Origin of the sequence: Streptomyces sp. TSRI0107 (assembly GCF_001905845.1) — a bacterium.
GTDB lineage: Bacteria > Actinomycetota > Actinomycetes > Streptomycetales > Streptomycetaceae > Streptomyces.
The window spans coordinates 45,375-70,679 of sequence record NZ_LIVZ01000009.1 but is presented as its reverse complement, the minus strand read 5'-3'; the positions used below and the strand labels follow the sequence as shown (position 1 = coordinate 70,679).

The following is a 25,305-nucleotide window of genomic DNA, read 5'->3' as shown; positions in this document are numbered from 1 at the left end:
TGTTCGTCCTGCCGAGGACGGCGATATGGGTCATGGGCGGGTTGCCTCCTGGAGGGTGAGCTGGGCCAGGGTGTCGAAGCCGGTGCCGTCGAACCCGGCGACGGAGGTGGCCAGGCGGTTCTTCAGCGGGGCCGTCCAGCGCTCGGGCAGGGCGTCCGGGTGCCCGGCGAGGAGGGCGGCGACGCTGCCGGCCGTGGCGCCGTTGGAGTCGGTGTCCCAGCCGCCGGACACCGTGCGGCACACGGAGCCGGTGAAGTCGCCGTCGGCGTGGGTGAGCGCGGCGGCGATCAGGGCGGTGTTGGGGACGGCGTGCACCCAGTGGTGGCGGGCGGCGTGGGTGGCGTGGAGTTCGTCCACGACCGTGTCGAAGTCCGGTGTGGTCCGCGCCAGCCGGACGGCGTGGCGGACGGCCCCGGCGAGCCGGGAGCGCGGCGGGACCACGGTGAGGCCGGTGCGCAGGCAGGTGTGGACGTCGTACGTCCCGGTGGCGGCGCAGGCGATGACGGCGGCCGTGAACATCGCCGCGTAGACCCCGTTGGCGGTGTGGGTGAGGGTGGCGTCGCGGTGGGCCTGGGCGGCGGCGCGGGCCGGGTCGCCGGGGTTGGTCCAGCCGTGCACGTCGGCGCGGATCAGCGCGCCGATCCACTCGCGGAACGGGTTGCGGTGGCGGGCCGTGCGCGGGGGTTCCAGACCGCAGAGCAGGTTGCGGTAGGCGACGCGCTCGGCGGTGAAGGCGCGGCCCGCGGGGAGTGCGTCGAGCCAGAGGGCGGCAACGTCGTCGGTGGTGAAGCCCCGGCCGTGGCGGCGCAGCAGAAGCAGGTTCAGCAGCGGGTAGTTGAGGTCGTCGTCCTCGGGCATGCCGTCGATGTTCTCGGCGAGCGAGGTGGTGGCCGAGCGGCGGTTCCACGGGTACTTCGCGGCGAGGTCGTCGGGCAGGCCCCGGGCGGTGAAGTACGTGGTGAGGGGCCAGTTGCCGGTGGCGTGGGCGATCTGGCGGATGCCGTCGAGGGGGAGCTTCTCGACGGGTTTGCCGAGCAGACAGCCCACGGCCCGGCCCAGCCAGGCGGCGTGCAGCCGGGGGAGCAGGGCGTCCGGAGGCGCGGGTGCGGTGGTCGGCGTGGACGGCCAGTCGGGGCACAGGGCGGTGATCCGGCCCAGGTCGGTCGGTTCCTGGTCCGCCAACCTGCTGGGCAGGTCGGCCAGTTCGTCGAGCAGGTCCTCCGCGAGCAGACGCAGATAGCGGGACGCGGGTTCGGGGGAGGCGCCGGCGCGGGCGGGGGCCTCGCAGCCGCCCGCCGCCTTCCAGCGTTCGGCGATCGCCGACGGCTCACGGCCGTCCAGGGCGGCCTGGCGGAGTTCGTGGCCGAGCAGGTCCTCCGGCTGGACCCAGGTCAGTCGGAGCATCCGGCACCTCCCAGCGCGGCGAACGCCGCCTCGTGGTCGCGGCGGCGCCGTACGTCACGGGCGAAGACCTCCCGGGTCACCTCGGTGAGGACGCGGGCGGGTTCGTGCAGGTCGAGGCGGCTGGCCTCGGCGACCGTCTTCGCCCAGTCCTCCGGGACCGGCGAGCCCAGCGCGCCGGCCAGCGCCCCGGCCATGGTCGCGATGGAGTCGCAGTCACGGCCGTAGTTGACCGACCCGAGGACCGCGTGCCGGTAGTCCCCGTCCGCGACCAGCAACATGCCCAGCGCGATGGGCAGTTCCTCGATCGCGTGCAGCCGGGAGGGGCGGCGGGCGCCCAGGGAGGGGGCCCGGTAGTCGGGGCCCACCGTGTCGTACGGGGCCACCGCCTCCCGCAGCGGCACCAGCGCCGACTCGAAGTCGCCGTGCCGGGCGGCGGTCTCGCAGACCCGCTCGATCGCCGTCCGTGTGCCGTCCTTCGCCAGCGACAGACAGGCCGCCACCACCGAGTCCGGGGTCGCGTCCGGGGCGCAGGCCGCGGCGACCGCCGCCGCGAAGACCCCGGCCGCCTCCCTGCCGTACGACGACTGGTGGGCGCCCGCGACGTCCAGCGCCTCCGCGTACGCGCCCGCCGGATGGGCCGCGTTGACCAGGCCGACCGGCGCCATGTACATCGCGGCCCCGCAGTTGACGATGTTGCCGACGCCCGCCTCGCGCGGGTCGGCATGGCCGTAGTGGAGTCTCGTCACGAGCCATTTCTCCGCCAGGAAGACGCGGTGCAACGGCAGTGCCTCGGCCTCCAGTTCGGGGATCCAGCGCGGTGTCGTCATCAGGTCCGGGACCAGGTGCTCGGCGATCGCGTAGGCGTCCAGATGGTCGCGGACCCGGGCGTAGACCCGGACCAGGGCGTGGGTCATCAAGGTGTCGTCGGTGACGTGTCCGTCGCCCTTGTGGTACGGGGCGATGGGGCGGGCGGTGCGCCAGGCGTCGCCGTTCCAGGGGCCGACGACGCCGTGGACGCGGCCGCCGTGGCGTTCGAGGATCTGGTCGGGGGAGTAGCCCTCCACCGGGCCGCCGAGCGCGTCGCCGACGGCGGCGCCGACCAGTGCGCCGGTGATCCGCTCGGCCAGGGACTCCGCTCGGCTTTCTTCTCCTTTGGGCGTCATGCCCCGAATCATCCTCCTGGAGGGGCCGGTTGTGCCGCTTCCAGGAGTTCGGCGAGTTCCACCAGGTCGGTGCCGGTGAGCCGGGGCAGCACACAGCCGGACAGCACCCGGCAGGCGTCCCGCCACGACGCGGGGACCGCCGCGCCGCCGCCCAGCGCTCCGGTCAGGGCGCCGACGAGGGCCGGGGCGGAGTCGGCGACCCGGGACAGACAGGCCGCCGCGGGGATCGCCTCGGCGATCCGGCCCCGCGCGGCGACGGCGAGCGCCAGCGCCACCGGGACGGTCTCGGCGGCGGCGATGCCGTAGCTGTAGACGTGGTCGACGATCTGGTGCTCCAGCAGCGGTACCAGCGCGAAGGCGCCGTCGGCCTCGTCCGCCAGGGCCAGGGCGTGCCGGGCGTTGCGGCCGATCTCCGTCTCCGCCGGCAGTTCGGCGAGCGCCGCCGACGCACAGGCCCGCGGGTCCGCGCCGGTCAGCGCGACGGCCACCGCCGCGGCCATCGCGCGGGCGCCGTGCACGCCGTCGCCGTCCTGGGTGTAGCGGGCGTCGAACTCGGCGAGGCCGGCGGCGCCCTGGGGGTCGCCGGCGTGCGCTACGGCCAGCACGCAGGCGCGGACGCAGGCCGCGTCGTCGAAGTAGTGCGGGTTGTCGTGGCCGGTGGCGGGCGGACGCAGGCCGGCGGCGAGGTTGCCGAGACCCGCCCGGACCGAGATGCGGGCGCGCAGCGGGAGTACGGCGGACTCGACCTCGGGGGCGCGTTCCGCCGCCGCGGCGACCTCGCTCGCGACCGCGTTCCAGGTGAGGTCGATCGCCGCGCGCATCCGGCGGTCCCGGCTGAGGTCGCCGAGGGCGGTGTCGTCGCCGGCCCGCAGGACCGCCTCGGCGGCGAACGCCGCCCACTCGGCGTCGTCGGAGGGGCCGAGGCGGAGGGGTTCCGGGGGCTGGTTCAGGGCGATGGGGACGGGGAGCGTGGTGGTCGCGTTGTGCTCGGCGAAGGTGTCCAGCTCGCGGGTGAGGCGGCGGGTCCAGTCGGGCATGCGGGCGGCGCGGTGGCGGGCGGCGGGCCAGCCGGCGGCGTCGCCTGCGGCGAGGCCGAGCAGGAGGCCTTCGATCCGGGCCCCGGCTTCGCCTTCGGCCCGTTCGCTCCCACTCGCACCGCCCGTGCGGGTTTCGTCGTCGGGTGCGGGCGGCCCCAGTGGGGGGCTCGCGCCGTCGGCGGGTGCGGATTCCAGGCGGTCCTGGAGAACCGCTGCGTCGTCCCACGGGGCCGGGGGCGTCACCGCGTCACCTCCGGCGTCTTCTCCGTCACCGTCTCCGTCGCCCTGTCCGTCGCCCTCTCCGTCGTCTTCGCGGTCAGCAGGTCCGCCACGTCCAGGACGTGGTGGCCCGCCATCGACGGCAGGCAGCTGCCGCGGGCCGGGCCGATCGCCGACGCCCAGTCGGCGGGGATGGCCGACACGCCCTGGGTCGCCCCGGCGAGGGCGCCCGCGACCGCGGCCGTGGTGTCGGCGTCGCGGCCCATGTTGACGGCGGTCAGGACGGCCTCCTTGAAGTCGCCGTCGGCGGCGGCGTACGCGCCGAACGCCAGGGCCACCGCCTCGGGGGCGAGGTCGGTCCAGGGGTAGCCGCCGATGACGACCGCGGAGCGGACCGCGCGTTCGCCCCGGTGGGCCACGGTCACGGCCCGGCGCAGCGACCGGGCCGTCCAGGAGTCGTCCGGGACCACGGCGAGGGCCGAGGCCACCACCGCGATCGTCGGGGCGCCGGCCATCGCCGCCGCGACGCCCGCGGCGACGGCCTGGCCGCCGTAGATGCCCTCGCCGTCGTGGCTGACGGAACCGTCGATCGCCACCAGGCGGGCGGCTTCGGCGGGGCGGCCGGCCGCGAAGACGCCGAAGGGGGCCGCGCGCATGGCCAGACCGTCGCTCCAGGCGTGCCGGTGCTGGGCGGAGATGGGGGCGGCCAGGCCCCGGCGCAGGTTCTCCAGGGTGCCGCGTTCGCTGAAGCCGGCGCCCCGGAAGGGGCCCTCGGCACGGTCGGCGATCCACTCGTGCCAGGCGGCCTCCACATGGGCCGGGGTGAGCGCGGAGCCGTGCCGGGCCAGGAGGAGGCCCGAGAAGATCGCGTACTCGGTGTCGTCCGTGCCGGACGGGGTGTCGGTGACGTAGCCGGTGATGCGGCCCCAGCGGGCGCGGATCTCCGACGGCTTCATGTTCTCGGCCGGCGCGCCGAGCGCGTCCCCGACGGCGAGCCCGAGCAGCGCGCCGCGTGCCCGTTCGCGGAACTCGGCGGCGTCGCCGGGCGCCGGGACCGAGGGAGTGCAGGCGATCGATGCCATACGGGCCTCTCCTCTCAAGGGCGCCGAGACGGCGCGGAGCCCTTTGCGGAACTGTCCCCCGGCGCGGTGTGCGGCGCAGCCTCAGGCAGCTCAGCGTCACCCGGTCGACATATGTGCAGGCCCTCGCACGGTTGAGCGGAAGGAGGTAAAACCGCAGGTTAGCCCAGCCTTTCCTTGCTGGCGGGAGGGAATTTCGCGACGTAACGTGGGCGTTGTCGAAAAGTAGAAGCAGTCCAAATAAGCTTTCTGGGGGGCCCTCATGGCCATCATCGAGACCGAGGCGCCGCTGCACGAGGCGCACCGCGACAACCACACCCACCGGGACGTCAACGGCGGCTGGCTGCGCCCCGCCGTCTTCGGCGCGATGGACGGCCTGGTCTCCAACCTCGCTCTGATGACCGGTGTCGCGGGCGGTGCGGCGAGTCAGCACACCGTGGTGCTGAGCGGGCTCGCGGGGCTCGCCGCCGGCGCGTTCTCCATGGCGGCCGGCGAGTACACGTCCGTGGCCTCCCAGCGCGAGCTGGTCGAGGCGGAGCTGGACGTGGAGCGGCGCGAGCTGCGCAAGCACCCCAAGGACGAGGAGGCCGAGCTGGCCGCGCTGTACGTGTCCCGGGGCGTGGATCCCGATCTGGCGCGGGACGTGGCCCGGCAGCTGTCCAGGGATCCCGAGCAGGCCCTGGAGATCCACGCCCGCGAGGAGCTGGGCATCGACCCCGGTGACCTGCCGTCGCCGATGGTCGCCGCGGTGTCGAGCTTCGGCTCCTTCGCGCTGGGCGCCCTGCTTCCCGTACTGCCGTACCTGCTCGGGGCGAGCGCCCTGTGGCCGGCCGTGCTGCTGGCGCTGCTCGGGCTGTTCCTGTGCGGCGCGGTGGTGGCCAAGGTGACCGCGCGCAGCTGGTGGTTCAGCGGTTTGCGGCAGCTCGCCCTGGGTGGCGCGGCGGCCGGTGTGACGTACGTCCTGGGCATGGCGTTCGGAGTGGCCGTAGGATGACCCGGCTGGAACTTATGCGATGGGCCGCATAAGTAGCCGTTACTCGTTGGTTTCGGATACGTGACCAGCGGGCATGAGCCGTAAGCGCTGCGGGCAATGACGCCCGCGGCGCACCGCGGGGTGAGCGACGCTGCTGACCCCGCCTTCGGGCCGTCGGACACCGATCTGTTCGCACCGGTCCCCCATACTTTCCGCCGCCGAGCGCGGCACTCGCCGCCACCGCGGTGTCCGCATGCTGGAACGGAGTATCCGGTTCCCGAGAACCGCTCCATCATGTAACCTGCACGAAATTTTGATCTCATCGCAGATCTCGCAGAGGGCCAACGTCGTCCCTCGGCAGCTCCCCCAGAGCCTTTCGGGCCTGGGAGGTACCACCAGCCACATGACGACGACGGGAGAGCCGATGCGTACGCCGCGCCAGCCGTCCCAGCACTCCGCGAATGGCCAGAACTGGTCCTTCATGGATGCTCGCCCTGCTGCGCAGGGTATGTACGACCCCCGCAACGAGCGCGACGCCTGTGGCGTCGGCTTCGTCGCCACCCTCACCGGCGAGGCGTCCCACACGCTGGTCGAGCAGGCCCTCACCGTCCTGCGGAACCTCGAGCACCGCGGCGCCACCGGCTCCGAGCCGGACTCCGGCGACGGTGCGGGCATCCTGTCGCAGGTGCCGGACGCCTTCTTCCGCGAGGTGGCCGGATTCCAGCTGCCCGAGGCCGGCGCCTACGCCGTCGGCACCGCCTTCCTGCCGGAGGACGGCACCGCCGACGCCGTCTCGCGTATCGAGACGATCGCCGGCGAGGAGGGCCTGGACGTCCTCGGCTGGCGTGAGGTCCCGGTCGCCCCCGACCTGCTCGGCGCCACCGCCCGCTCGACCATGCCCGCCTTCCGGCAGATCTTCGTCGCCGACGGCACCAGCACGGGCATCGCCCTGGACCGCAAGGCGTTCGCGCTGCGCAAGCGCGCCGAGCGCGAGGTCGGCGTCTACTTCCCGTCGCTGTCCGCGCGGACCATCGTCTACAAGGGCATGCTGACCACCGGCCAGCTGGAGCCCTTCTTCCCGGACCTGTCCGACCGCCGCTTCGCCTCCGCGATCGCGCTCGTGCACTCCCGGTTCTCCACGAACACCTTCCCGTCGTGGCCGCTCGCCCACCCGTACCGGTTCGTCGCGCACAACGGTGAGATCAACACCGTCAAGGGCAACCGCAACTGGATGCGCGCCCGCGAGTCGCAGCTGGTCTCGGACCTGTTCGGCGAGCGCGAGCTGGACCGCGTCTTCCCGATCTGCACCCCGGACGCCTCCGACTCCGCCTCCTTCGACGAGGTCCTGGAGCTGCTGCACCTCGGCGGCCGTTCGCTGCCGCACTCCGTGCTGATGATGATCCCGGAGGCGTGGGAGAACCACGACTCCATGGACCCGGCCCGGCGCGCCTTCTACCAGTACCACTCCACGATGATGGAGCCCTGGGACGGCCCGGCCTGTGTCACCTTCACCGACGGCACCCAGGTCGGCGCCGTGCTCGACCGCAACGGTCTGCGCCCCGGCCGCTACTGGGTCACCGACGAGGGCCTCGTCGTGCTCGGCTCCGAGGTCGGCGTCCTCGACATCGACCCCGCCAAGGTCGTCCGCAAGGGCCGCCTCCAGCCCGGCAAGATGTTCCTCGTCGACACCGCCGAGCACCGCATCATCGAGGACGACGAGATCAAGGCGCAGCTCGCCGCCGAGCAGCCCTACGCCGAATGGCTGGAAGCCGGCGAGATCGAGCTGGGCGACCTGCCCGAGCGCGAGCACATCGTGCACACCCACGCCTCGGTCACCCGCCGCCAGCAGACCTTCGGCTACACCGAGGAGGAGCTGCGCGTCATCCTGGCCCCCATGGCCAAGAGCGGCGCCGAGCCGATCGGTTCGATGGGCACCGACTCGCCGATCGCCGCCCTCTCCGAGCGCCCCCGGCTGCTCTTCGACTACTTCACCCAGCTGTTCGCGCAGGTCACCAACCCGCCGCTGGACGCGATCCGCGAAGAGCTGGTCACCTCGCTGCGCTCCTCGCTGGGCCCGCAGGGCAACCTGCTCGACCCGACCGCCGCGTCCTGCCGGTCCGTCGTGCTGCCCTTCCCGGTCATCGACAACGACGAGCTGGCCAAGCTCATCCACATCAACGCCGACGGCGACATGCCCGGCATGAAGGCCGCGACCCTCTCCGGCCTGTACCGGGTCTCCGGCGGCGGTGACGCCCTCGCCGCGCGCATCGAGGAGATCTGCGCCGAGGCCGACGCCGCCATCGAGAACGGCGCCCGGCTGATCGTCCTGTCGGACCGCCACTCGGACGCCGAGCACGCGCCGATCCCGTCGCTGCTGCTCACCGCGGCCGTCCACCACCACCTCATCCGCACCAAGCAGCGCACCCACGTGGGCCTGCTGGTCGAGGCCGGTGACGTCCGCGAGGTCCACCACGTCGCCCTGCTGATCGGCTACGGCGCCGCCGCGGTCAACCCGTACCTGGCGATGGAGTCCGTCGAGGACCTGGTCCGCGCGGGCACCTTCCTGCCCGGCATCGAGCCCGAGAAGGCCATCCGCAACCTGATCTACGCCCTCGGCAAGGGCGTCCTGAAGGTCATGTCGAAGATGGGCATCTCGACCGTCGCCTCCTACCGCGGCGCCCAGGTCTTCGAGGCCGTCGGCCTCGAGGAGGCCTTCGTCGAGAAGTACTTCAACGGCACCGCCTCCAAGATCGGCGGCGTCGGCATCGACGTGATCGCCAAGGAGGTCGCCGCCCGCCACGCCAAGGCCTACCCGGCCTCCGGCATCGCTCCCGCGCACCGCGCGCTGGAGATCGGCGGCGAGTACCAGTGGCGCCGCGAGGGCGAGCCGCACCTGTTCGACCCGGAGACGGTCTTCCGCCTCCAGCACTCCACGCGCACCGGTCGCTACGACATCTTCAAGAAGTACACCGAGCGCGTGAACGAGCAGTCCGAGCGGCTGATGACGCTGCGCGGCCTGTTCGGCTTCAAGTCGGACCGGCAGCCGATCTCCATCGACGAGGTCGAGCCGGCCAGCGAGATCGTCAAGCGCTTCTCCACCGGCGCCATGTCGTACGGCTCCATCTCCAAGGAGGCGCACGAGACCCTCGCCATCGCCATGAACCAGCTGGGCGGCAAGTCCAACACCGGTGAGGGCGGCGAGGACCCGGAGCGCCTGTACGACCCGGCGCGCCGGTCGTCCATCAAGCAGGTCGCCTCCGGCCGCTTCGGTGTGACCTCCGAGTACCTGGTCAACGCGGACGACATCCAGATCAAGATGGCCCAGGGCGCCAAGCCCGGCGAGGGCGGCCAGCTGCCCGGCCACAAGGTCTACCCGTGGGTGGCCAAGACCCGTCACTCGACGCCGGGCGTCGGCCTGATCTCCCCGCCGCCGCACCACGACATCTACTCCATCGAGGACCTGGCCCAGCTGATCCACGACCTGAAGAACGCGAACCCGCAGGCGCGGATTCACGTCAAGCTGGTCTCGGAGGTCGGCGTCGGCACGGTCGCGGCGGGTGTGTCCAAGGCGCACGCGGACGTGGTGCTGATCTCCGGCCACGACGGCGGCACCGGCGCCTCCCCGCTCACCTCGCTGAAGCACGCGGGCGGCCCCTGGGAGCTCGGCCTCGCCGAGACCCAGCAGACCCTGCTGCTCAACGGCCTGCGCGACCGGATCGTGGTGCAGACCGACGGCCAGCTGAAGACCGGCCGTGACGTGATCATCGCCGCGCTGCTCGGCGCCGAGGAGTTCGGTTTCGCGACCGCGCCGCTCGTCGTCTCCGGCTGCGTCATGATGCGCGTCTGCCACCTGGACACCTGCCCGGTCGGCATCGCCACCCAGAACCCGGTCCTGCGCGACCGGTTCTCCGGCAAGGCCGAGTACGTCGTCAACTTCTTCAACTACATCGCCGAAGAGGTCCGCGAGCTCCTCGCCGAGCTGGGCTTCCGCTCCATCGAGGAGGCCGTCGGCCACGCCGAGGTCCTCGACGTGACCCGCGCGGTGAGCCACTGGAAGGCGCAGGGCCTGGACCTGGAGCCGCTGTTCCACGTGCCCGAGCTGCCCGAGGGCGCGGTCCGCCACCAGCTGATCGCCCAGGACCACGGCCTGGAGAAGGCGCTCGACAACGAGCTGATCAAGCTCGCCGCGGACGCCCTGGCCGCCTCGGACGCCACCGACGCCCAGCCGGTGCGCGCCCAGGTCGCGATCCGCAACATCAACCGCACGGTCGGCACCATGCTCGGCCACGAGGTGACGAAGAAGTTCGGTGGCGCGGGCCTGCCCGACGACACCATCGACATCACCTTCACCGGCTCCGCCGGCCAGTCCTTCGGCGCCTTCGTCCCGCGCGGTGTCACGCTGCGCCTGGAGGGCGACGCCAACGACTACGTCGGCAAGGGCCTCTCCGGCGGCCGGATCGTGGTCCGCCCGGACCGCGGTGCCGACCACCTCGCCGAGTACAGCGTCATCGCCGGCAACACCATCGGCTACGGCGCCACCGGCGGCGAGATGTTCCTGCGCGGCAAGGTCGGCGAGCGGTTCTGCGTCCGCAACTCCGGCGCGCTGGTCGTCTCGGAGGGCGTGGGCGACCACGGCTGCGAGTACATGACCGGCGGTCACGCGGTGGTGCTCGGCGAGACGGGCCGCAACTTCGCGGCCGGCATGTCCGGCGGTGTCGCCTACGTGATCGACCTCGACCGGGACAACGTCAACGTCGGCAACCTGGACGCCGTCGAGGCGCTGGACGACGCGGACAAGCAGTGGCTGCACGACGTGGTGCGCCGCCACCACGAGGAGACGGGCTCGACCGTCGCCGAGAAGCTGCTCGCCGAGTGGGACTCCGCCGCGGAGCGCTTCAGCAAGATCATCCCCAGCACGTACAAGGCAGTGCTCGCCGCCAAGGACGCCGCCGAGCGAGACGGTCTCTCCGAGTCCGAGATCACCGAGAAGATGATGGAGGCGGCGATCAATGGCTGACCCGAAGGGCTTTCTGAACCACGGCCGCGAGGTCGCCAAGTCCCGCCCCGTCGAGGAGCGCGTCAGGGACTGGAACGAGGTCTACGTCCCCGGCTCGCTGCTGCCGATCATCAGCAAGCAGGCCAGCCGGTGCATGGACTGCGGCATCCCGTTCTGCCACAACGGCTGTCCGCTGGGGAACCTGATCCCCGAGTGGAACGACTACGCCTACCGCGAGGACTGGGGCGCCGCCTCCGAGCGGCTGCACGCGACGAACAACTTCCCGGAGTTCACGGGCCGTCTGTGCCCCGCTCCCTGTGAGTCGGCGTGTGTGCTGGGCATCAACCAGCCGGCGGTCACCATCAAGAACGTCGAGGTCTCGATCATCGACAAGGCGTGGGAGACCGGTGACGTCGCCCCGCAGATCCCGGAGCGGCTGTCCGGCAAGACCGTCGCCGTCGTCGGCTCGGGCCCGGCCGGTCTGGCCGCCGCCCAGCAGCTGACCCGCGCCGGCCACACCGTCGCCGTCTACGAGCGCGCGGACCGCGTCGGAGGCCTCCTCCGCTACGGCATCCCCGAGTTCAAGATGGAGAAGCGGCACATCAACCGCCGTATCGAGCAGATGCGCGCGGAGGGCACCCGCTTCCGTACCGGCGTCGAGATCGGCCGCGACCTCAAGGCGACCGACCTGAAGAAGCGGTACGACGCGGTGGTCCTGGCCGTCGGCGCGACGACCGCGCGCGACCTGCCGGTGCCGGGGCGCGAGCTCAAGGGCGTCTACCAGGCGATGGAGTACCTGCCGCTGGCCAACAAGGTCCAGGAGGGTGACTACGTCACCACCCCGGTCTCGGCCGAGGGCAAGCACGTCGTGGTCATCGGCGGCGGCGACACCGGCGCGGACTGCGTCGGCACCGCCCACCGCCAGGGCGCGGCCTCCGTCACGCAGCTGGAGATCATGCCGCGGCCGGGCGAGGAGCGGAACGCGAACCAGCCGTGGCCGACCTTCCCGATGCTCTACAAGGTCACGTCCGCGCACGAGGAGGGCGGCGAGCGGGTCTACTCCGTCTCCACCACCCACTTCGAGGGCGACGAGGACGGCAACGTCCAGTGGCTGCACCTGGTCGAGGTCGAGTTCGTCGACGGCAAGCTGACCCAGAAGCCGGGCACCGAGCGCAAGATCCCCGCCCAGCTGGTGACGTTGGCGATGGGCTTCACGGGCACGGACCGGGAGAACGGTCTGGTCGAGCAGTTCGGCCTGGACCTCGACGAGCGCGGTAACATCGCTCGCGACGCCGACTTCCAGACCAACGTCCCGGGTGTCTTCGTCGCCGGTGACGCGGGCCGCGGCCAGTCGCTCATCGTGTGGGCGATCGCCGAGGGCCGCTCGGCCGCCCGCGGCGTGGACCGGTTCCTGACCGGTGCCAGCGACCTGCCGGCCCCGATCCGCCCGACGGACCGCGCCCTGACCGTCTGACGGTCCACCACAGAACGTCCCGTACAAAGGCGTACGGAACACAGACGGCGCCTGCCCGACAGTCCCCGACCGGACGATGGGCAGGCGCCGCCGCCTTTGTGCGCGCCCGGTTTCACATTCCCTTCATCTGGGAGACCTTCGCGTACGCCAGCAGCAGGAGCAGCACCAGCAGTCCCGCGCAGGCCGCGGTCTGCACGAGGGTGCGGCGCGGCCCCCGGGGCACGAGGGCGTACGCCGCCGTCACCGCGCCGCCCGCGAGCAGGCCACCGAGGTGGCCCTGCCATGAGGTGACGCCCGCCGAGATCAGCAGCCAGACCAGCAGCACGGCGGTGTCCCGGTTGACGGTGGCCATGTCACCGCCGAAGCGCCGGGCCATGACGTAGTAGGCGGCGCCCAGGCCGAAGAGGCCGCCGGAGGCGCCGACGAAGACGGCCGACGGCTCGGCGAGCAGCAGTTCGGCGACCGATCCGCCGAGGATCGCCAGCAGGTAGAGGGCGAGGTAGCGGGCCCGGCCGAGCTGGGTCTCCAGGATCCGCCCGAGGTGCCACAGGGCGAGCATGTTCATCACGATGTGCGCGAGCCCGAAGGTGCCCTCGGTGGGCATCAGATGCAGGAACCCGCTGGTGACCAGCCGCTCCCACTCCCCGGCGACCAGGCCCTCCGCGTGGTAGATGCCGAAGTAGGAGCCCTGGTAGACGTAGTGGACGTCGTCCGGTCCCACCAGCCGGGCGCCGAGCATCGCGAACCGGTCCTGGAAGTCCGGGAACACCAGCTGCAGCAGGTAGGCCAGCACGTTCAGCCCGATCAGGACGTACGTCACCACGGGCGTGCCCGAGATCCTGCCGCCGACGACCGTCCGGGCCTGCCGGACGGACCGGGCGCCCTCCTTCACGCACTCCGGGCACTGGTGGCCGACGGCGGCCTCGCGCATGCAGTCCGGGCAGATGTACCGGTCGCAGCGGACACAGCGGACGTGGCACTCCACCTTGGGATGGCGGTAACAGGTCGTGACGGTGGACTCGGGTTCCACGGCCGGCTCCTCTGGGGGCTGGGGGACGGACTGAGCCGGTGGGGACGGCGGCGAACAAAATAACGAACGCCGGTGGCAGAAGGGGAAGGTGGGGCCCGCGAGGCCCCGGTTGCCGTACGCTCGGCGGGCCGGGGAGCGGTGATCACAAGGGGGCGGTGCGGTATGGCGGCGATCAGTCTGAGCAAGGTGCGGGAGACCGCGCCCGCGCTGGTGAACCTGTACAAGAGCGCCGGGGTCTCGCTCGCCAGGCACGGACTGGACGGGCAGCGGGCCGCCGTGTACCTCGTCGTCGACTACTCCGGGTCCATGAGGCCGTACTACAAGGACGGCACCGTGCAGGCGCTCGCCGACCGGGTGCTCGGGCTCTCCGCCCACCTCGACGACGACGGCCGGGTGCCGGTGTTCTTCTTCTCCACGGACGTCGACGCCGTCACCGACATCGCGCTCGACGGCCACCAGGGGCGGATCGAGCGGATCGTGGCCGGGCTCGGCCACATGGGCAAGACCAGCTACCACCTGGCGATGGACGCCGTCATCGACCACTACCTCGACAGCGGCGTCACCGACCCCGCCCTGGTCTTCTTCCAGACCGACGGCGGCCCGATCAACAAGTTCGCCGCCGAGCGGTTCCTGTGCAAGGCTTCCCGGCTGCCGCTGTTCTGGCAGTTCATCGGCTTCGGCGACCCGGGCAGCCGGCAGTTCGAGTTCCTGCGCAAGCTGGACGAACTGCCGGTGCCCGCCAAGCGGACGGTGGACAACGCCGGGTTCTTCCACGCGGGGGAGGACCCGCGGGCGGTGTCCGACGCGGAGCTGTACGACCGCCTGGTGGGCGAGTTCCCGGCGTGGCTGACGGCCGCCCGGGCCCAGGGGATCGTACGGCCGTAGCCGCTCACGAGATCCGCTCGAACTGCTCCTCGGTGAGGGTGACGCCGAGCGCCCCGGGTTCTCCGCGAGGTGCTGCGGCGACGACGTGCCGGGGATGGGCACCACGTTCGGCGCGCGGTGCAGCAGCCACGCCAGCGCGGTCTGCGAGCGGGTGGCGCCCAGCTCGTCCGCGACGGCGGCGACCGGGCTCCCGTCCGCCGCGTGCTCGCCCATGGCGATCGGGAAGTACGGCACGAAGGCGATGCCCCGCCTCGCGGTGTGGTCGACCACCGGGTCGTGGCCGCGCTCGGCGAGGTTGTACACGTTCTGCACGGCCGCGATCGGCGCGATCTCGGACGCCGCCTCGATCTGGGCCACCGACACCTCGGACAGACCGATGTGCCGGACCTTGCCCTCCTCCTGGAGCCGGCGGAGCGCGCCGATCTGGTCGGCGAGCGGGTAGTCGGGGTCGACGCGGTGCAGGTACAGGAGGTCGAGGCGGTCGGTGCCCAGCCGGCGCAGGCTCAGCTCCGCCTGCTGCCGCAGATAGGCGGGATGGCCGTGGGCGACCCACTCGGTGGGGCTGGGCCGCAGCACGCCCGCCTTGGTCGCGATCACCACGTCGTCGCGGTGCGGGCGCAGCGCCTCGGCCAGCAACTCCTCGTTCGCGCCGAGGGCGTAGGCGTCGGCGGTGTCGAACAGGGGCACCCCGAGGCACCAGTGGGCGACCGTCCTCGACGTGACGCTGAACGGCACGTTCCGGTGCGTGCGGGCGGCCCTCGGGCACTTCCGCGCGGACGGCCGGGGCGGGGTGATCGTCAACAACGCCTCCGTCGCCGGCTGGCGCGCCCAGGCAGGCCAGGCCCACTACGCCGCCGCGAAGGCCGGCGTGATGGCGCTGACGCGGTGCGCGGCGATGGAGGCGGCGGAGTACGGGGTGCGGGTCAACGCGGTCGCGCCGAGCCTCGCCATGCACCCGCACCTGGTGAAGGTGACGACCCCGGAACTGCTCGCGGGACTGACCGCGCGGGAGGCGTTCGGACGGTACGCGGAGCCCTGGGAGGTGGCCAACGTGATCGTCTTCCTGGCGTCCGGCTACGCGTCGTACATGACCGGCGAGGTCGTCTCCGTCAGCAGCCGGCACCCCTAGGGGTGTCTCCCTACGACCACAATGGACCCGTGCCGACCAAGAAGCCGCCCCAGGTGACCGTCGCGAAGCCCGCGGCCAGCGCCGCCCCGGCCCGCCGTCGCGAACTCCTCGGCATCGCCGCCGAGGTCTTCGCCGAGCAGGGCTACAACGCCACCACCGTACGCAGGATCGCGGACCACGCGGGCATGCTCGCGGGCAGTCTCTACTACCACTTCGACTCCAAGGAGTCGATGCTGGAGGAGATCCTGCGCGGCTTCCTCGACGAGCTGTGGAGCGGCTACGACGCCGTCCTGGAAGCCGGTCTGGGGCCGCGCGAGACGCTGGAGGCGCTGGTCACCGAGTCGTTCCGGGAGATCGACCGGCACCGCGCGGCCGTCGCGATCTACCAGAAGGAGAACAGGCAGCTGGCGGCGCAGGAGCGGTTCGCGTTCCTCGCCGAGTCCCAGCGCCGGTTCGAGAAGGCGTGGCTCGCGACCCTGGAGCGCGGGGTCGCCGCCGAGGTGTTCCGGGCCGACCTCGACGTCCGGCTCACCTACCGGTTCGTGCGCGACACGGTGTGGGTCGCCGCGTCCTGGTACCGGCCGGGCGGACGGCACAGCCCGGAGGAGATCGCCCGGCAGTACCTGTCGATGGTGCTGGACGGGATCGCCGTACGCGAATAAGCCCTCATCCCTCAGGGAGTCGCCATGACCGAGGCCTACATCGTCGAAGCGGTCCGCACGCCCGTCGGGCGGCGCGGGGGAGGACTGAGCGGGGCGCACCCCGCCGACCTCGGCGCGCACGTCCTGAAGGAACTGGTGAACCGCGCGGGCGTCGATCCGGCGGCCGTGGAGGACGTCGTGTTCGGTTGCCTGGACACGGTCGGCCCGCAGGCCGGGGACATCGCCCGCACCTGCTGGCTGGCGGCCGGGCTGCCCGAGGAGGTGCCCGGGGTGACCGTCGACCGGCAGTGCGGCTCCTCGCAGCAGGCCGTGCACTTCGCGGCGCAGGCCGTGCTCTCCGGCACCCAGGACCTGGTGGTGGCGGGCGGCGTGCAGAACATGTCGCAGATCCCCATCGCCTACGCCACCCGGCAGGCGGCTAAGCCCCTGGGCTTCACCGAGGGCCCCTTCGCGGGCAGCGAGGGCTGGCGGGCCCGGTACGGGGACCGCCTGGTGAACCAGTTCGCGGGCGCCGAGACGATCGCCTCCCGGTGGGGGATCGACCGGCGCGCGCAGGAGGAGTTCGCGCTGCGGTCGCACCGACGCGCCGTCCGGGCGATCGACGAGGGCCGCTTCGACCGGGAACTGGTGCCGTACGGCGGCGTCACCGCCGACGAGGGCCCCCGGCGGGACACCTCCCTGGAGAAGATGGCCGCGCTGAAGCCCGTCCTCGACGGCGGCACCGTCACCGCCGCCTGCTCCTCCCAGGTCTCCGACGGCGCGGCCGCCCTGCTGGTCGCCTCCGCGCGGGCCGTCCACGACCACGGGCTGACGCCCCGCGCGCGCGTGCACCACCTCTCGGTGCGCGGCGAGGACCCCATCCGCATGCTGACCGCTCCGATACCGGCCACCGCGCACGCCCTGAAGAAGACCGGCCTCACGATCGACGACATCGACCTCGTCGAGATCAACGAGGCCTTCGCGCCGGTCGTCCTCGCCTGGCTGAAGGAGACCGGCGCCGACCCGGAGAAGGTCAACGTCAACGGCGGCGCCATCGCCCTCGGCCACCCGCTCGGCGCGACCGGCGCCAGACTGATGACCAGCCTGCTGCACGAACTGGAGCGCACCGGCGGCCGGTTCGGGCTGCAGACCATGTGCGAGGGCGGCGGACAGGCGAACGTGACGATCATCGAGCGGGTCTGACGGCCACCCTCGGGGCGGCGCCGGCCGTCTCCGTCACGCGCGCGTCGGAGCACCGCCCTCCGGCAACGCGTCCAGGACCTCCGCCGCCTCGGCCATCACCCGGTCCACGAGTTCCGCGCAGGACGGCAGGTCGTCGATCACTCCGGCGACCTGCCCCGCCGCCATGAGGTCCGTGCGCAGCATGCGGTGCGGCAGCCCGTCCACCGCGCGGGTGACGGTCACGTCCCGGACGCTCGCCGCCAGATAGCGCGCCTTCACCGCGTCCGGCACCGTCGAGTCCGACGTGAGCAGGAACCGGGTGCCCATGGCGACGCCGGCCGCCCCGTAGGCCGGCGCGGCGACCAGGCCCCGCCCGTCGAAGAAGCCGCCCGCCGCCACCACCGGGACGTCCACGGCGTCCACCACCTGCGGCAGCAGCACCGTCGTCGCCACCTCGCCGGTGTGCCCGCCGCCCTCACCGCCCTGCACGATCACCGCGTCCGCGCCCCACGCGGCCGGCGCCCCGGACCCACCGCGGACAAGGGCAGGCGGTGGAGCCCGGGAGAGGCGGGGCAGGCGGCGCGGGAACTGCTGGCACGGGCCGAGCCGCCCGGGGCGGTGTACGGGGCGCGGGGCGCGCCCTGAGGCACCGGAGGATCACGCCGAGCGGACCAGCTCCTCCGCGCGGACCCCCGACACGTACGGCAGCCCCCGCGCGTACCGCTCCAGTTCGTCCAGCGCGGCCTGGGTCATGCGGTACAGCTCGTTGCCGAGGGAGCCCGCGATGTGCGGGGTCAGCAGCACGTTCGGGAGGTCGTACAGCGGCGAGCCGGGCGGCAGGACCTCGGGGTCCGTCACGTCGAGGACCGCGTCGATCCGCCCGGAGACCAGTTCGTCGGTCAGCGCGGCGGTGTCCACCAGGGAGCCCCGGGCCGTGTTGATCAGCGTCGCGCCGTCCGGGAGGAGCGCGAGACGGGCCCGGTCGAACAGGTGCCGGGTCTCCGGGAGCTGGGGCGCGTGGATCGTGACGATGTCGCTGGAGAGCGCGAGCGTGTCCAGGGAGACGGACCGCGCGCCGAGCCGCGCCGCCTGCTCGGCGTCGACATAGGGGTCGTACAGCAGGACCCGCAGATCGTACGGGCGCAGCAGCTCCAGCACCCGGCGGCCGATGCGGGACGCCCCGACGACGCCCACCGTGCGCCGGTAGTTGCCGCCCGCGCCGATCACCTCGATGGGGCTCACCCAGGACCGCCGCTCCCGGTACACGCGGGCCGCGTGCAGGACCCGCTTGCCGGAGAAGAGGACCGCGGCGACCGTGAACTCGGCCACCGGCATCGCGTTCGCGTCGGCGGCGGAGGCGACCGTGAGGCCGCGCGCCCAGCAGGCGTCGGTGATGTGGTGCTTCACCGAGCCCGCCGCGTGCACCACCGTCCGCAGCAGCGGCATCCGCTCCAGCGCCTGCGCGGTCAGCGGCGGGCAGCCCCAGCCGGTGAACAGCACCTCCGCCTCGGCGAGCGCGCCCGCCGCGGCGGGGTCGGTGAAGTCCCCCACGACCAGCGACGGATCGGTGTCGGCGACCCGCGTCAGCCGGTCCAGGGCCGCCGCGTCGAACAGCGCCTGACGGACGGGGGCGTCCATCGCGAGGACGGTGCGCGGGCGGCGGGGGGAAGGAGGAGTCACTTGACGGCTCCCGCGGTCAGGCCGGAGCGCCAGTGGCGCTGCAGCGACAGGAAGGCGACGGCGAGCGGGACGACGGACAGCAGCGAGCCCGTGATCACCAGGGCGTACAGCTGCGGCTCCTGCGGCAGCACGGCGTTCCAGCCGAACAGGCCGAGGCCCACCGGGTACAGGGACGAGTCGTTGAGCATCACCAGCGGCAGGAAGAAGTTGTTCCAGCTGGCGGTGAAGGTGAACAGGAAGATCGTCACGAAGGCCGGGGACAGCATCGGCAGCGCCACCGCGCGGAAGGCGCGCAGCTCGCCCGCCCCGTCCATGCGCGCCGCCTCCAGGGTCTCCGGCGGCACGTACGCCTCCGAGAACACCCGGGCCAGATAGACACCGAACGGATTGACCAGGCCCGGGATCAGCACCGCCCAGTAGGTGTCGACCAGGCCGGCCTTCGAGGCGAGCAGGTACATCGGCAGCGAGATCACCGTGTGCGGCACCAGGATGCCGAGCAGCACCAGGCCGTACAGCTTCTCCTTGCCGGGGAAGGCGTACTTGTCGAACGCGTACCCGGCGAGCAGCGAGATCAGCGTCGAGGCGAGCGCGCCGACGCCCGAGTACAGCAGGCTGTTGGCCAGCCAGCGGCCGAAGACGCCGTCCTGGTGGGTGAACAGCTCCGCGATGTTCGAGAAGAGGCTGAAGTCGCCGAGGCGGAAGCCCGGGCGGCCGAACAGATCGCCGTTGGACTTCGTCGCGTTGAGCAGCAGCCAGCTCAACGGCATCAGCGTGTAGAGGGCGACGATGACGAGCACCGTGTTGACGGCGACCCGGGACGACCAGGAGGGGCCGCCGCCGCGCGGGCGGGCGGCCGGGGCGGACACGGGGGATGCCACGCGGGGCGGGGCGGCGGTGTCGACGGCCATGCTCAGGCCTCCTTCCGGCGGTTGCCCAGCGAGGTGATGACGAACGACAGGGCGGCACCCAGCACCGCGAGCAGCAGGGAGGCCGCGGCGGCCAGACCGTAGTCGTGCTCGGTGAAGGCGGCCTGGTAGATGAACATCACCGGGCTCCACTCCGGGGAGATCGCGGACGAGCGGGCGCGCAGCACCTCCGGCTCGTTGAACAACTGGATCGAACCGACCGCCGTGAACAGACAGGTGAGCACGATCGAGGAACGGATCATCGGCAGTTTCACGGACCAGGCGGTCCGCAGCCCGCCGGCGCCGTCCATCACGGCCGCCTCCAGCGTCTCGCGCGGGACGGCCTGGAGAGCGGCGTAGAAGATCACCATGTTGTAGCCGATCCACTGCCAGGTCGCCGCGTTGGCCATGGAGAACAGCACCGCGTCCGGGCCCAGCAGGTCGATGTCCGCACCGAACACGGACAGGAAGTCGATCACCGGACTGAGGCCGGGGGTGTAGAGGAAGCCCCAGATGATCGCGGCGATCAGACCGGGCACCGCGTGCGGCAGGAAGTACGCCAGCTGGAAGAACCGCTTCGCGCGGGCCAGCGCCGAGTCCAGCAGCAGTGCCAGCGCCAGGGCGCCGCCCACCATCACCGGGATGTAGACCGCGCAGTACAGCGCGATGTGCGCGAAGCCGCGCCGGAAACCCGGGTCGGCGAGGGCGCGCAGATAGTTGTCGACGCCGACGAACAGCGTCCGTGTCCCGCCGAACCCCAGCCCGGACGCCGCCTGCTCACGGAACAGGCTCATCCAGATCGCGTAGCCGACGGGGGCGAGCAGGGTGAGCGCGAAGAGGAGCAGGAACGGGGCGAGGAAGAGAGCGGGCGTGAACGCGGCGGCACGCCGTCCGCGGGGAGCGGGCAGGGGCCGGGTGGATGCCATGGGAACTCCTGTGGGCCGGGGAGGGGACCGCGCCGGGGCCGTCAGCCGGCCAGCTTCAGGCCGCGGTCCGCGATCGCCTTCTCCGCCGCCCGCTGGCCCGCCTGGAACGCCGCCCAGAACTCGCCGCTCTTCTGCGCCTTGCCGAACTCCGTCTGGAGGGTCAGCGTCGTGGAGTTGTGCACAGGGCTCCACACCCAGTCCTCGGCGATCGTCGGCACCTGCGCGCCCGCCACCTCGTAGATGTCCTGGCCGCCGAAGTACTCGGCGTCGAAGGACGCCTTCGCGGTGGCGCGCAGCTTCTCGTTCGCGGGCAGCGCGCTGGAGGTGCCCGCGGCGAGGCGGGACTTCACCGCGGCCGGGTCGGTGGTGGCCCACAGGGCGAACTCGGCCGCCGCCGCGGCCTTGTCGGTGTCCTTGGTGAGCGCGAACGAGGAGCCGCCGACCGCGCCGGTCGCGGGCGTTCCCCAGTGCGGCAGCGGCGCCTCGGCCCAGTCGCCGGACTGCTTCGGGTACGTCGTCCTGATGCTGCCCGCGCTCCAGGAGGCGCCGATCAGCGCGATCGCCTTCGCGTCGGTGACCGCCTTGGTCGCCTCGGGGCTCCACGCCTTGTGGTTGAGCACGAGGTCGTCCTCGACCAGGTCCTTCCAGTAGTCGGCGACCTTCTTGGTGGCGGGGTCGGTGATGTTCACCGTCCAGGCGTCGCCGGACGAGCCGTACCAGCGGGCGCCGGCCTGCTGGGCGAGCCCGGCCCAGGTGGCGGTGTCGTCGCCCCAGAAGTCGAGGATGCGGGCCTCGCCGCCGGACGCGGTCCGCACCTTCTCGGCCGCCGCGCGGAACTCGTCCCAGGTCTCGGGGACCTCGACGCCGTACTTCGCGAAGAGGTCCTTGCGGTAGTACAGGGTCTGCGGGGCCACGTCGTAGGGGGCCGCCCAGGTCCTGCCGCCGAGTGTGACGAGGCCGCGGACGGACGCGGGGGCGTACGCGGCGACGGGCTTCGCCAGTTCCGCGGAGGAGTCGCGCAGCAGGCCCTGGGTGACCAGGTCGGGCAGCGCCTGGTACTCGACGTTGACGACGTCGGGCGCGTTGCCCGCCTTCACCGCCTTGGCGAGCTTGTCGTAGCCGCCGTTGAGGCCGGCCGGGATCTCCGAGAACGTCACCTCGATGTCCTCGTGGGTCCGGTTGAACTCCTCGGCCATCTCCTTGGTGCCGGGCATCCAGGACCAGTAGGTGATCTCGACGGGCTGCCCGGCGGTGCCGGCGCCCGCCTGGTCGTCACCGGAGCCGCCGCACGCGGTGGCGAGGAGGGCGAGGGAGGCCACCGCGGCGGCGAGGGCGGGCGAGGACGGCTTCATTGCACTGACTCCTACCGATAGGGCGAGGCGAATGACGCACATCATTCGTGCAGGATCGATCAGAGTCAATAGAAACGAGCAAGTGATCAGAGAAAGCGACAGGAACGATCTGACCGTTGTTCGTTTTGCGAGGACGTCCGACCCCGCCCGACCCCGTCCGCTCTCAGCCCAGCTCCGGCGCGTCCCGCGTCTCCACCGCCGCCGGGACCGTCCCCGCGTCCGCGTCCAGCTCCAGCACCACGACCTCGTTGCGTCCCGCCCGCAGCAGCGGCCACGGCAGGTACAGCGTTCGCTGCGGGCCGCGCGCGGGCCAGTAGCGGCCCAGGCAGAAGCCGTTCACCCAGAGGTAGCCCTTGCCCGCGCCGGGCAGCGCGAGATAGGCGTCGCCGGGCTCGGCCACGTCCAGGAAGCCCCGCAGGAACACCGGCCCGTTCTCCGCGCGGGCGCCCGCCGGGGCGTCCCACGGCAGCCGCCGAGGCGTCCCGTGCCCCAGCTCCACGCCCCGCGCCGTCCAGCCGTGCAGCAGTTGCTGGGTGTGCAGCACCCGGCGCACACCCTTGCGGTCGCCGAGCGCGGCACCGTAGTTGACCCGCCCCATCGACTCGACCAGCAGCTCCACGCGGGCCCCCGCCTCCGGCACCGGCACGTCCGGGACCGACTCGGTCCCGTCCCGCTCCAGCACCCCGGCGTACGCCCCGTCCAGGTAGACGTGGGCGCGGTCGCCCAGCCCCTGCGCCGACAGCGGATACGGCCCGCGCGGTCCGGGAACGCGTGAGCGGTACCGCACCAGCCCGTGCCCGACGCCCAGCTCCTCGAAGGACGGCGGCAACGGGGCCACCGTCTCCGGCCCGGCCAGCTCGTCGAAGACGTCGAACAGCCGTAGCGACTCGGTGAGCGCGACCTGCGTGGCCGGCAGCAGCGGCGCGGGCGGCTCGGGCTCCGGCAGCGGCCCGTCGGCGTACGGCCGCAGCACCTCCCGGAACGCCTCGAACTTCTCGGTGACACCGCCGCGTTCGTCGATCGGGGCGTCGTAGTCGTACGAGGTCACCGTCGGCTGGTAGCGCGCCCCGGTGGCCGGGTCCTCGGTGTTGGCGCCCGCCCACGTGGAGAAGTTGGTCCCGCCGTGCGCCATGTAGATGTTCACCGAGGCGCCCGCGCGCAGGATCTCGGCGAGCGTGCCGGCGGCGTCCCCGGGCTCCCGCACGACGTGTCTCTCGCCCCAGTGGTCGAACCAGCCGCACCAAAACTCCATGCACATCGGCGGGTCCTTCGGCCGCAGCCGCGCCAGTGAGGCGAACGCCTCCCCGGCCCGGCTGCCGAAGTTCACCGTGGCGAGGGCCCCCGGCAGGGTGCCGCCGGTCAGGAAGAAGTCGTCGGGGCCGTCCGAGGTGAACAGCGGCACGTCGACGCCGCGCGAGCGCAGGCCCGCCGCCAGGTGCTCCAGATGGCCGGTGTCGGTGCCGTACGAGCCGTACTCGTTCTCCACCTGCACCATCAGCACATTGCCGCCCCGGGTGACCTGGTGCGCGGCGATCAGCGGCACCAGCCGGTCGTACCAGCGGTCCACGTGCGCCTGGTACGCGGCGTCCCGGCTGCGCGGCGCGCGCACCTCGGGGTCGGCGAGCAGCCACCAGGGCAGCCCGCCGTTCTCCCACTCGGCGCAGATGTACGGCGAGGGCCGCACGATCGCGTGCAGCCCCGCCGCGCGGGCGGTGCGCAGGAAGCGGTCCAGGTCGGCGATCCCGGTGAAGTCGTACACGCCGGGGCGCGGCTCGTGGAGGTTCCACGGGACGTACGTCTCCACGGTGTTCAGGCCCATCGCGCGCAGCATGCGCAGCCGGTGCGGCCACTGCTCGGGCAGGACGCGGAAGTAGTGCAGCGCGCCCGAGAGCACACGCAGCGGACGGCCGCCGAGGGAGAAACCCTCGGGTGATATCTCGAACATGAGGGTTCTCCGGTTCTTGTGTGCCGGTTCGTTGCGGGCCGCTTCCCGCGGGGGGCGGGGAAACGGCCCGGTGGGCTGAGACACCCCCTAAGGGGTGCTCGACTCCCGGACGTGCAGCTCCGGCAGGATCGCCAGCCGGTGCCGGGGGCGGCCCGGGTCGGCCAGCCGCTGTGCGAGCAGGTCCACCGCGGCGGCGCCCACGGCGTGCTTGGGCGGGGCGACCGCGGTCAGCGGGATGTCGGCGAGCGCGGCCACCTCGTCGTCGTAGGCGACGAGCGCCACGTCGCCCGGCACCTCGACGCCCCGCGCGCGCAGCCGTTGCAGGACGACGATGGCGTCGTGGTCGTTGTGGACGATCGCCGCGTCGAGCCTGCCGCCGACGACCGCGTCGGCGAACTCGGCGAGCACCCGCTCGCGTTCGGCGGTGTCGCCGCCCGGCGGCGGCAGCCGGAACAGCGCGGAGTCCGCCGCCGCCCGCAGTCCCACCGCCGCCAGACCGGCCCGGTAGCCCTCCAGGACGAGCGCGCCGTGCGGGCTGTCCTCGCGCAGCAGCAGCCCGATCTGCTCCCGATCGCCGTCGGCCAGATGGCGTACGGCGATCCGGGCGCCGTAGGCGTGGTCGGTGACCACCCGCTCCGCGCCCCAGGCGTCGTCGTCGGGCCGCCGCTCCACCAGGACGTACGGCACGCCGAGCCCGGCCGGCCAGGCGCGCGCCCCGGCCGGGCCGCACGGGGTGATCAGCAGGCCGTCGATGCCGTCGGCGAGCATCCGCTGGGCCTGGGTCCGCTCCTCCTCGGGGTCGTACTGCGAGATGCCGAGGACGAGCCGGACGCCGCGGGCGGCGGCGGCCTCCCGGGCGCCCTTGATGACCTCGGGGTAGTAGTAGTCGGCGGCCGGCACGATCAGCCCGAAGACCGCCTCCCGCCCGCCCCGGCCGGGAGCCGTCGCGGGTGCTGGCGTCTCCCGGCCCGCGGTCTCCGTGCGGTCCTCGGGCAGCACCGCGCCGCCGTGCACCCGGGTGACGAGGCCGCGCTCGGCCAGTGCCTCGACGTCCCGGCGCACGGTGATGGGGGAGACGTTCAGCACCGCGGCGACGTCCGTGACCCGGATCGACCCCCGCTCGCGCAGCCTGTGGAGAATCTCCTGGTGCCTCTCTTCGGCGTGCACGTGACCGGGCTCCCCTCGTGTTGTCGACCGGGCCGACCTGGAGTCTAGCGCCCGCCTGATCGAATGTGCATGTTTCTGCTCGAACAATCAATTGAGCGGAGCAATGTGCGTTTCATTG

The 25,305-nt window shown here is 72.6% G+C and carries 16 protein-coding genes and 5 pseudogenes; 8 read left to right on the top strand and 13 right to left on the bottom strand.

Features of this window, described 5'->3' with window-relative positions; genetic code table 11:
• Window positions 1-30: 30 nt before the first annotated feature.
• The 4 genes and pseudogenes from AMK31_RS24545 to AMK31_RS24530 all read right to left on the bottom strand — a co-directional run.
• The gene (locus tag AMK31_RS24545; protein ID WP_073942797.1) at window positions 31-1,404 is read right to left on the bottom strand and encodes an ADP-ribosylglycohydrolase family protein; all 1,374 of its coding nucleotides are present in this window, start codon (window positions 1,402-1,404) and stop codon (window positions 31-33) included.
• On the bottom strand, window positions 1,392-2,567 hold the full coding sequence (locus AMK31_RS24540; protein WP_073942796.1) for an ADP-ribosylglycohydrolase family protein: 1,176 nt from the start codon (window positions 2,565-2,567) through the stop codon (window positions 1,392-1,394). Before AMK31_RS24540 ends, AMK31_RS24545 begins: the two co-directional genes overlap by 13 nt.
• An 8-nt stretch (window positions 2,568-2,575) precedes the next feature.
• Window positions 2,576-4,006 (bottom strand): ADP-ribosylglycohydrolase family protein, encoded by a 1,431-nt coding sequence (locus AMK31_RS24535; protein WP_385312593.1) that lies wholly within the window; start codon window positions 4,004-4,006, stop codon window positions 2,576-2,578.
• Window positions 3,922-4,905 (bottom strand): annotated as a pseudogene (locus AMK31_RS24530) (ADP-ribosylglycohydrolase family protein); the annotation flags it as partial. The gene AMK31_RS24535 and the pseudogene AMK31_RS24530, both read right to left, overlap by 85 nt.
• A gap of 259 nt (window positions 4,906-5,164) precedes the next feature.
• Here AMK31_RS24530 and AMK31_RS24525 point away from each other — a divergent pair.
• The 3 genes from AMK31_RS24525 (at window position 5,165) to AMK31_RS24515 (ending at window position 12,345) form a co-directional block, all read left to right on the top strand.
• A complete protein-coding gene (locus AMK31_RS24525) occupies window positions 5,165-5,896 on the top strand; it encodes a VIT1/CCC1 transporter family protein (protein ID WP_073942795.1) in 732 nt (243 codons plus the stop codon).
• Between the two features lie 403 nt (window positions 5,897-6,299).
• Window positions 6,300-10,892, top strand: a complete 4,593-nt coding sequence (gltB, locus tag AMK31_RS24520; RefSeq protein ID WP_073942794.1) for a glutamate synthase large subunit — start codon at window positions 6,300-6,302, stop codon at window positions 10,890-10,892.
• A complete protein-coding gene (locus AMK31_RS24515) occupies window positions 10,885-12,345 on the top strand; it encodes a glutamate synthase subunit beta (protein WP_073942793.1) in 1,461 nt (486 codons plus the stop codon). Before gltB ends, AMK31_RS24515 begins: the two co-directional genes overlap by 8 nt.
• A 112-nt stretch (window positions 12,346-12,457) precedes the next feature.
• On the opposite strand, the gene AMK31_RS24510 is transcribed toward AMK31_RS24515, so the two are convergent.
• Window positions 12,458-13,375, bottom strand: a complete 918-nt coding sequence (locus tag AMK31_RS24510) for a rhomboid family intramembrane serine protease (RefSeq protein WP_073943042.1) — start codon at window positions 13,373-13,375, stop codon at window positions 12,458-12,460.
• Between the two features lie 162 nt (window positions 13,376-13,537).
• Between AMK31_RS24510 and AMK31_RS24505 the strand changes: the two genes are divergently transcribed.
• Window positions 13,538-14,260 (top strand): vWA domain-containing protein, encoded by a 723-nt coding sequence (locus AMK31_RS24505; RefSeq protein ID WP_073943041.1) that lies wholly within the window; start codon window positions 13,538-13,540, stop codon window positions 14,258-14,260.
• A 117-nt stretch (window positions 14,261-14,377) separates the two neighbouring features.
• On the opposite strand, the pseudogene AMK31_RS24500 reads toward AMK31_RS24505, so the two are convergent.
• Window positions 14,378-14,947 (bottom strand): annotated as a pseudogene (locus AMK31_RS24500) (aldo/keto reductase); the annotation flags it as partial.
• A 10-nt stretch (window positions 14,948-14,957) separates the two neighbouring features.
• On the opposite strand from AMK31_RS24500, the pseudogene AMK31_RS24495 reads away from it, so the two are divergent.
• The 3 genes and pseudogenes from AMK31_RS24495 to AMK31_RS24485 form a co-directional block, all read left to right on the top strand.
• Window positions 14,958-15,389 (top strand): annotated as a pseudogene (locus tag AMK31_RS24495) (SDR family oxidoreductase); the annotation flags it as partial.
• A 29-nt stretch (window positions 15,390-15,418) separates the two neighbouring features.
• On the top strand, window positions 15,419-16,051 hold the full coding sequence (locus AMK31_RS24490) for a TetR/AcrR family transcriptional regulator (RefSeq protein WP_073942792.1): 633 nt from the start codon (window positions 15,419-15,421) through the stop codon (window positions 16,049-16,051).
• Window positions 16,052-16,075: 24 nt separating this feature from the next.
• Window positions 16,076-17,233 (top strand): acetyl-CoA C-acetyltransferase, encoded by a 1,158-nt coding sequence (locus tag AMK31_RS24485; protein ID WP_073942791.1) that lies wholly within the window; start codon window positions 16,076-16,078, stop codon window positions 17,231-17,233.
• 33 nt (window positions 17,234-17,266) lie between these two features.
• Here the strand turns inward: AMK31_RS24485 and AMK31_RS24480 are convergent.
• Window positions 17,267-17,728, bottom strand: a pseudogene (locus AMK31_RS24480) (NAD(P)H-dependent flavin oxidoreductase); the annotation flags it as partial.
• Here AMK31_RS24480 and AMK31_RS41635 point away from each other — a divergent pair.
• A pseudogene (locus AMK31_RS41635) lies at window positions 17,726-17,857 on the top strand (short-chain dehydrogenase); the annotation flags it as partial. The pseudogenes AMK31_RS24480 and AMK31_RS41635 sit on opposite strands and share 3 nt — an antisense overlap.
• 12 nt (window positions 17,858-17,869) lie before the next feature.
• On the opposite strand, the gene AMK31_RS24475 reads toward AMK31_RS41635, so the two are convergent.
• The 6 genes from AMK31_RS24475 to AMK31_RS24450 all read right to left on the bottom strand — a co-directional run bounded on the left by AMK31_RS24475 (window position 17,870) and on the right by AMK31_RS24450 (window position 25,187).
• Complete coding sequence (locus tag AMK31_RS24475) at window positions 17,870-18,850, bottom strand: hydroxyacid dehydrogenase (RefSeq protein WP_073942789.1); 981 nt, start codon at window positions 18,848-18,850, stop codon at window positions 17,870-17,872.
• Between the two features lie 38 nt (window positions 18,851-18,888).
• Window positions 18,889-19,800, bottom strand: a complete 912-nt coding sequence (locus AMK31_RS24470) for a carbohydrate ABC transporter permease (RefSeq protein ID WP_073942788.1) — start codon at window positions 19,798-19,800, stop codon at window positions 18,889-18,891.
• 2 nt (window positions 19,801-19,802) lie between these two features.
• Entirely contained in the window at window positions 19,803-20,723 is a 921-nt protein-coding gene (locus tag AMK31_RS24465; protein ID WP_079186918.1) for a carbohydrate ABC transporter permease, read from the bottom strand.
• Window positions 20,724-20,764: 41 nt separating this feature from the next.
• Entirely contained in the window at window positions 20,765-22,075 is a 1,311-nt protein-coding gene (locus tag AMK31_RS24460) for an ABC transporter substrate-binding protein (protein ID WP_073942787.1), read from the bottom strand.
• Between the two features lie 163 nt (window positions 22,076-22,238).
• On the bottom strand, window positions 22,239-24,020 hold the full coding sequence (locus AMK31_RS24455) for a glycoside hydrolase family 35 protein (RefSeq protein WP_073942786.1): 1,782 nt from the start codon (window positions 24,018-24,020) through the stop codon (window positions 22,239-22,241).
• Window positions 24,021-24,107: 87 nt separating this feature from the next.
• Window positions 24,108-25,187, bottom strand: a complete 1,080-nt coding sequence (locus AMK31_RS24450; RefSeq protein WP_073942785.1) for a LacI family DNA-binding transcriptional regulator — start codon at window positions 25,185-25,187, stop codon at window positions 24,108-24,110.
• Window positions 25,188-25,305: the final 118 nt, after the last annotated feature.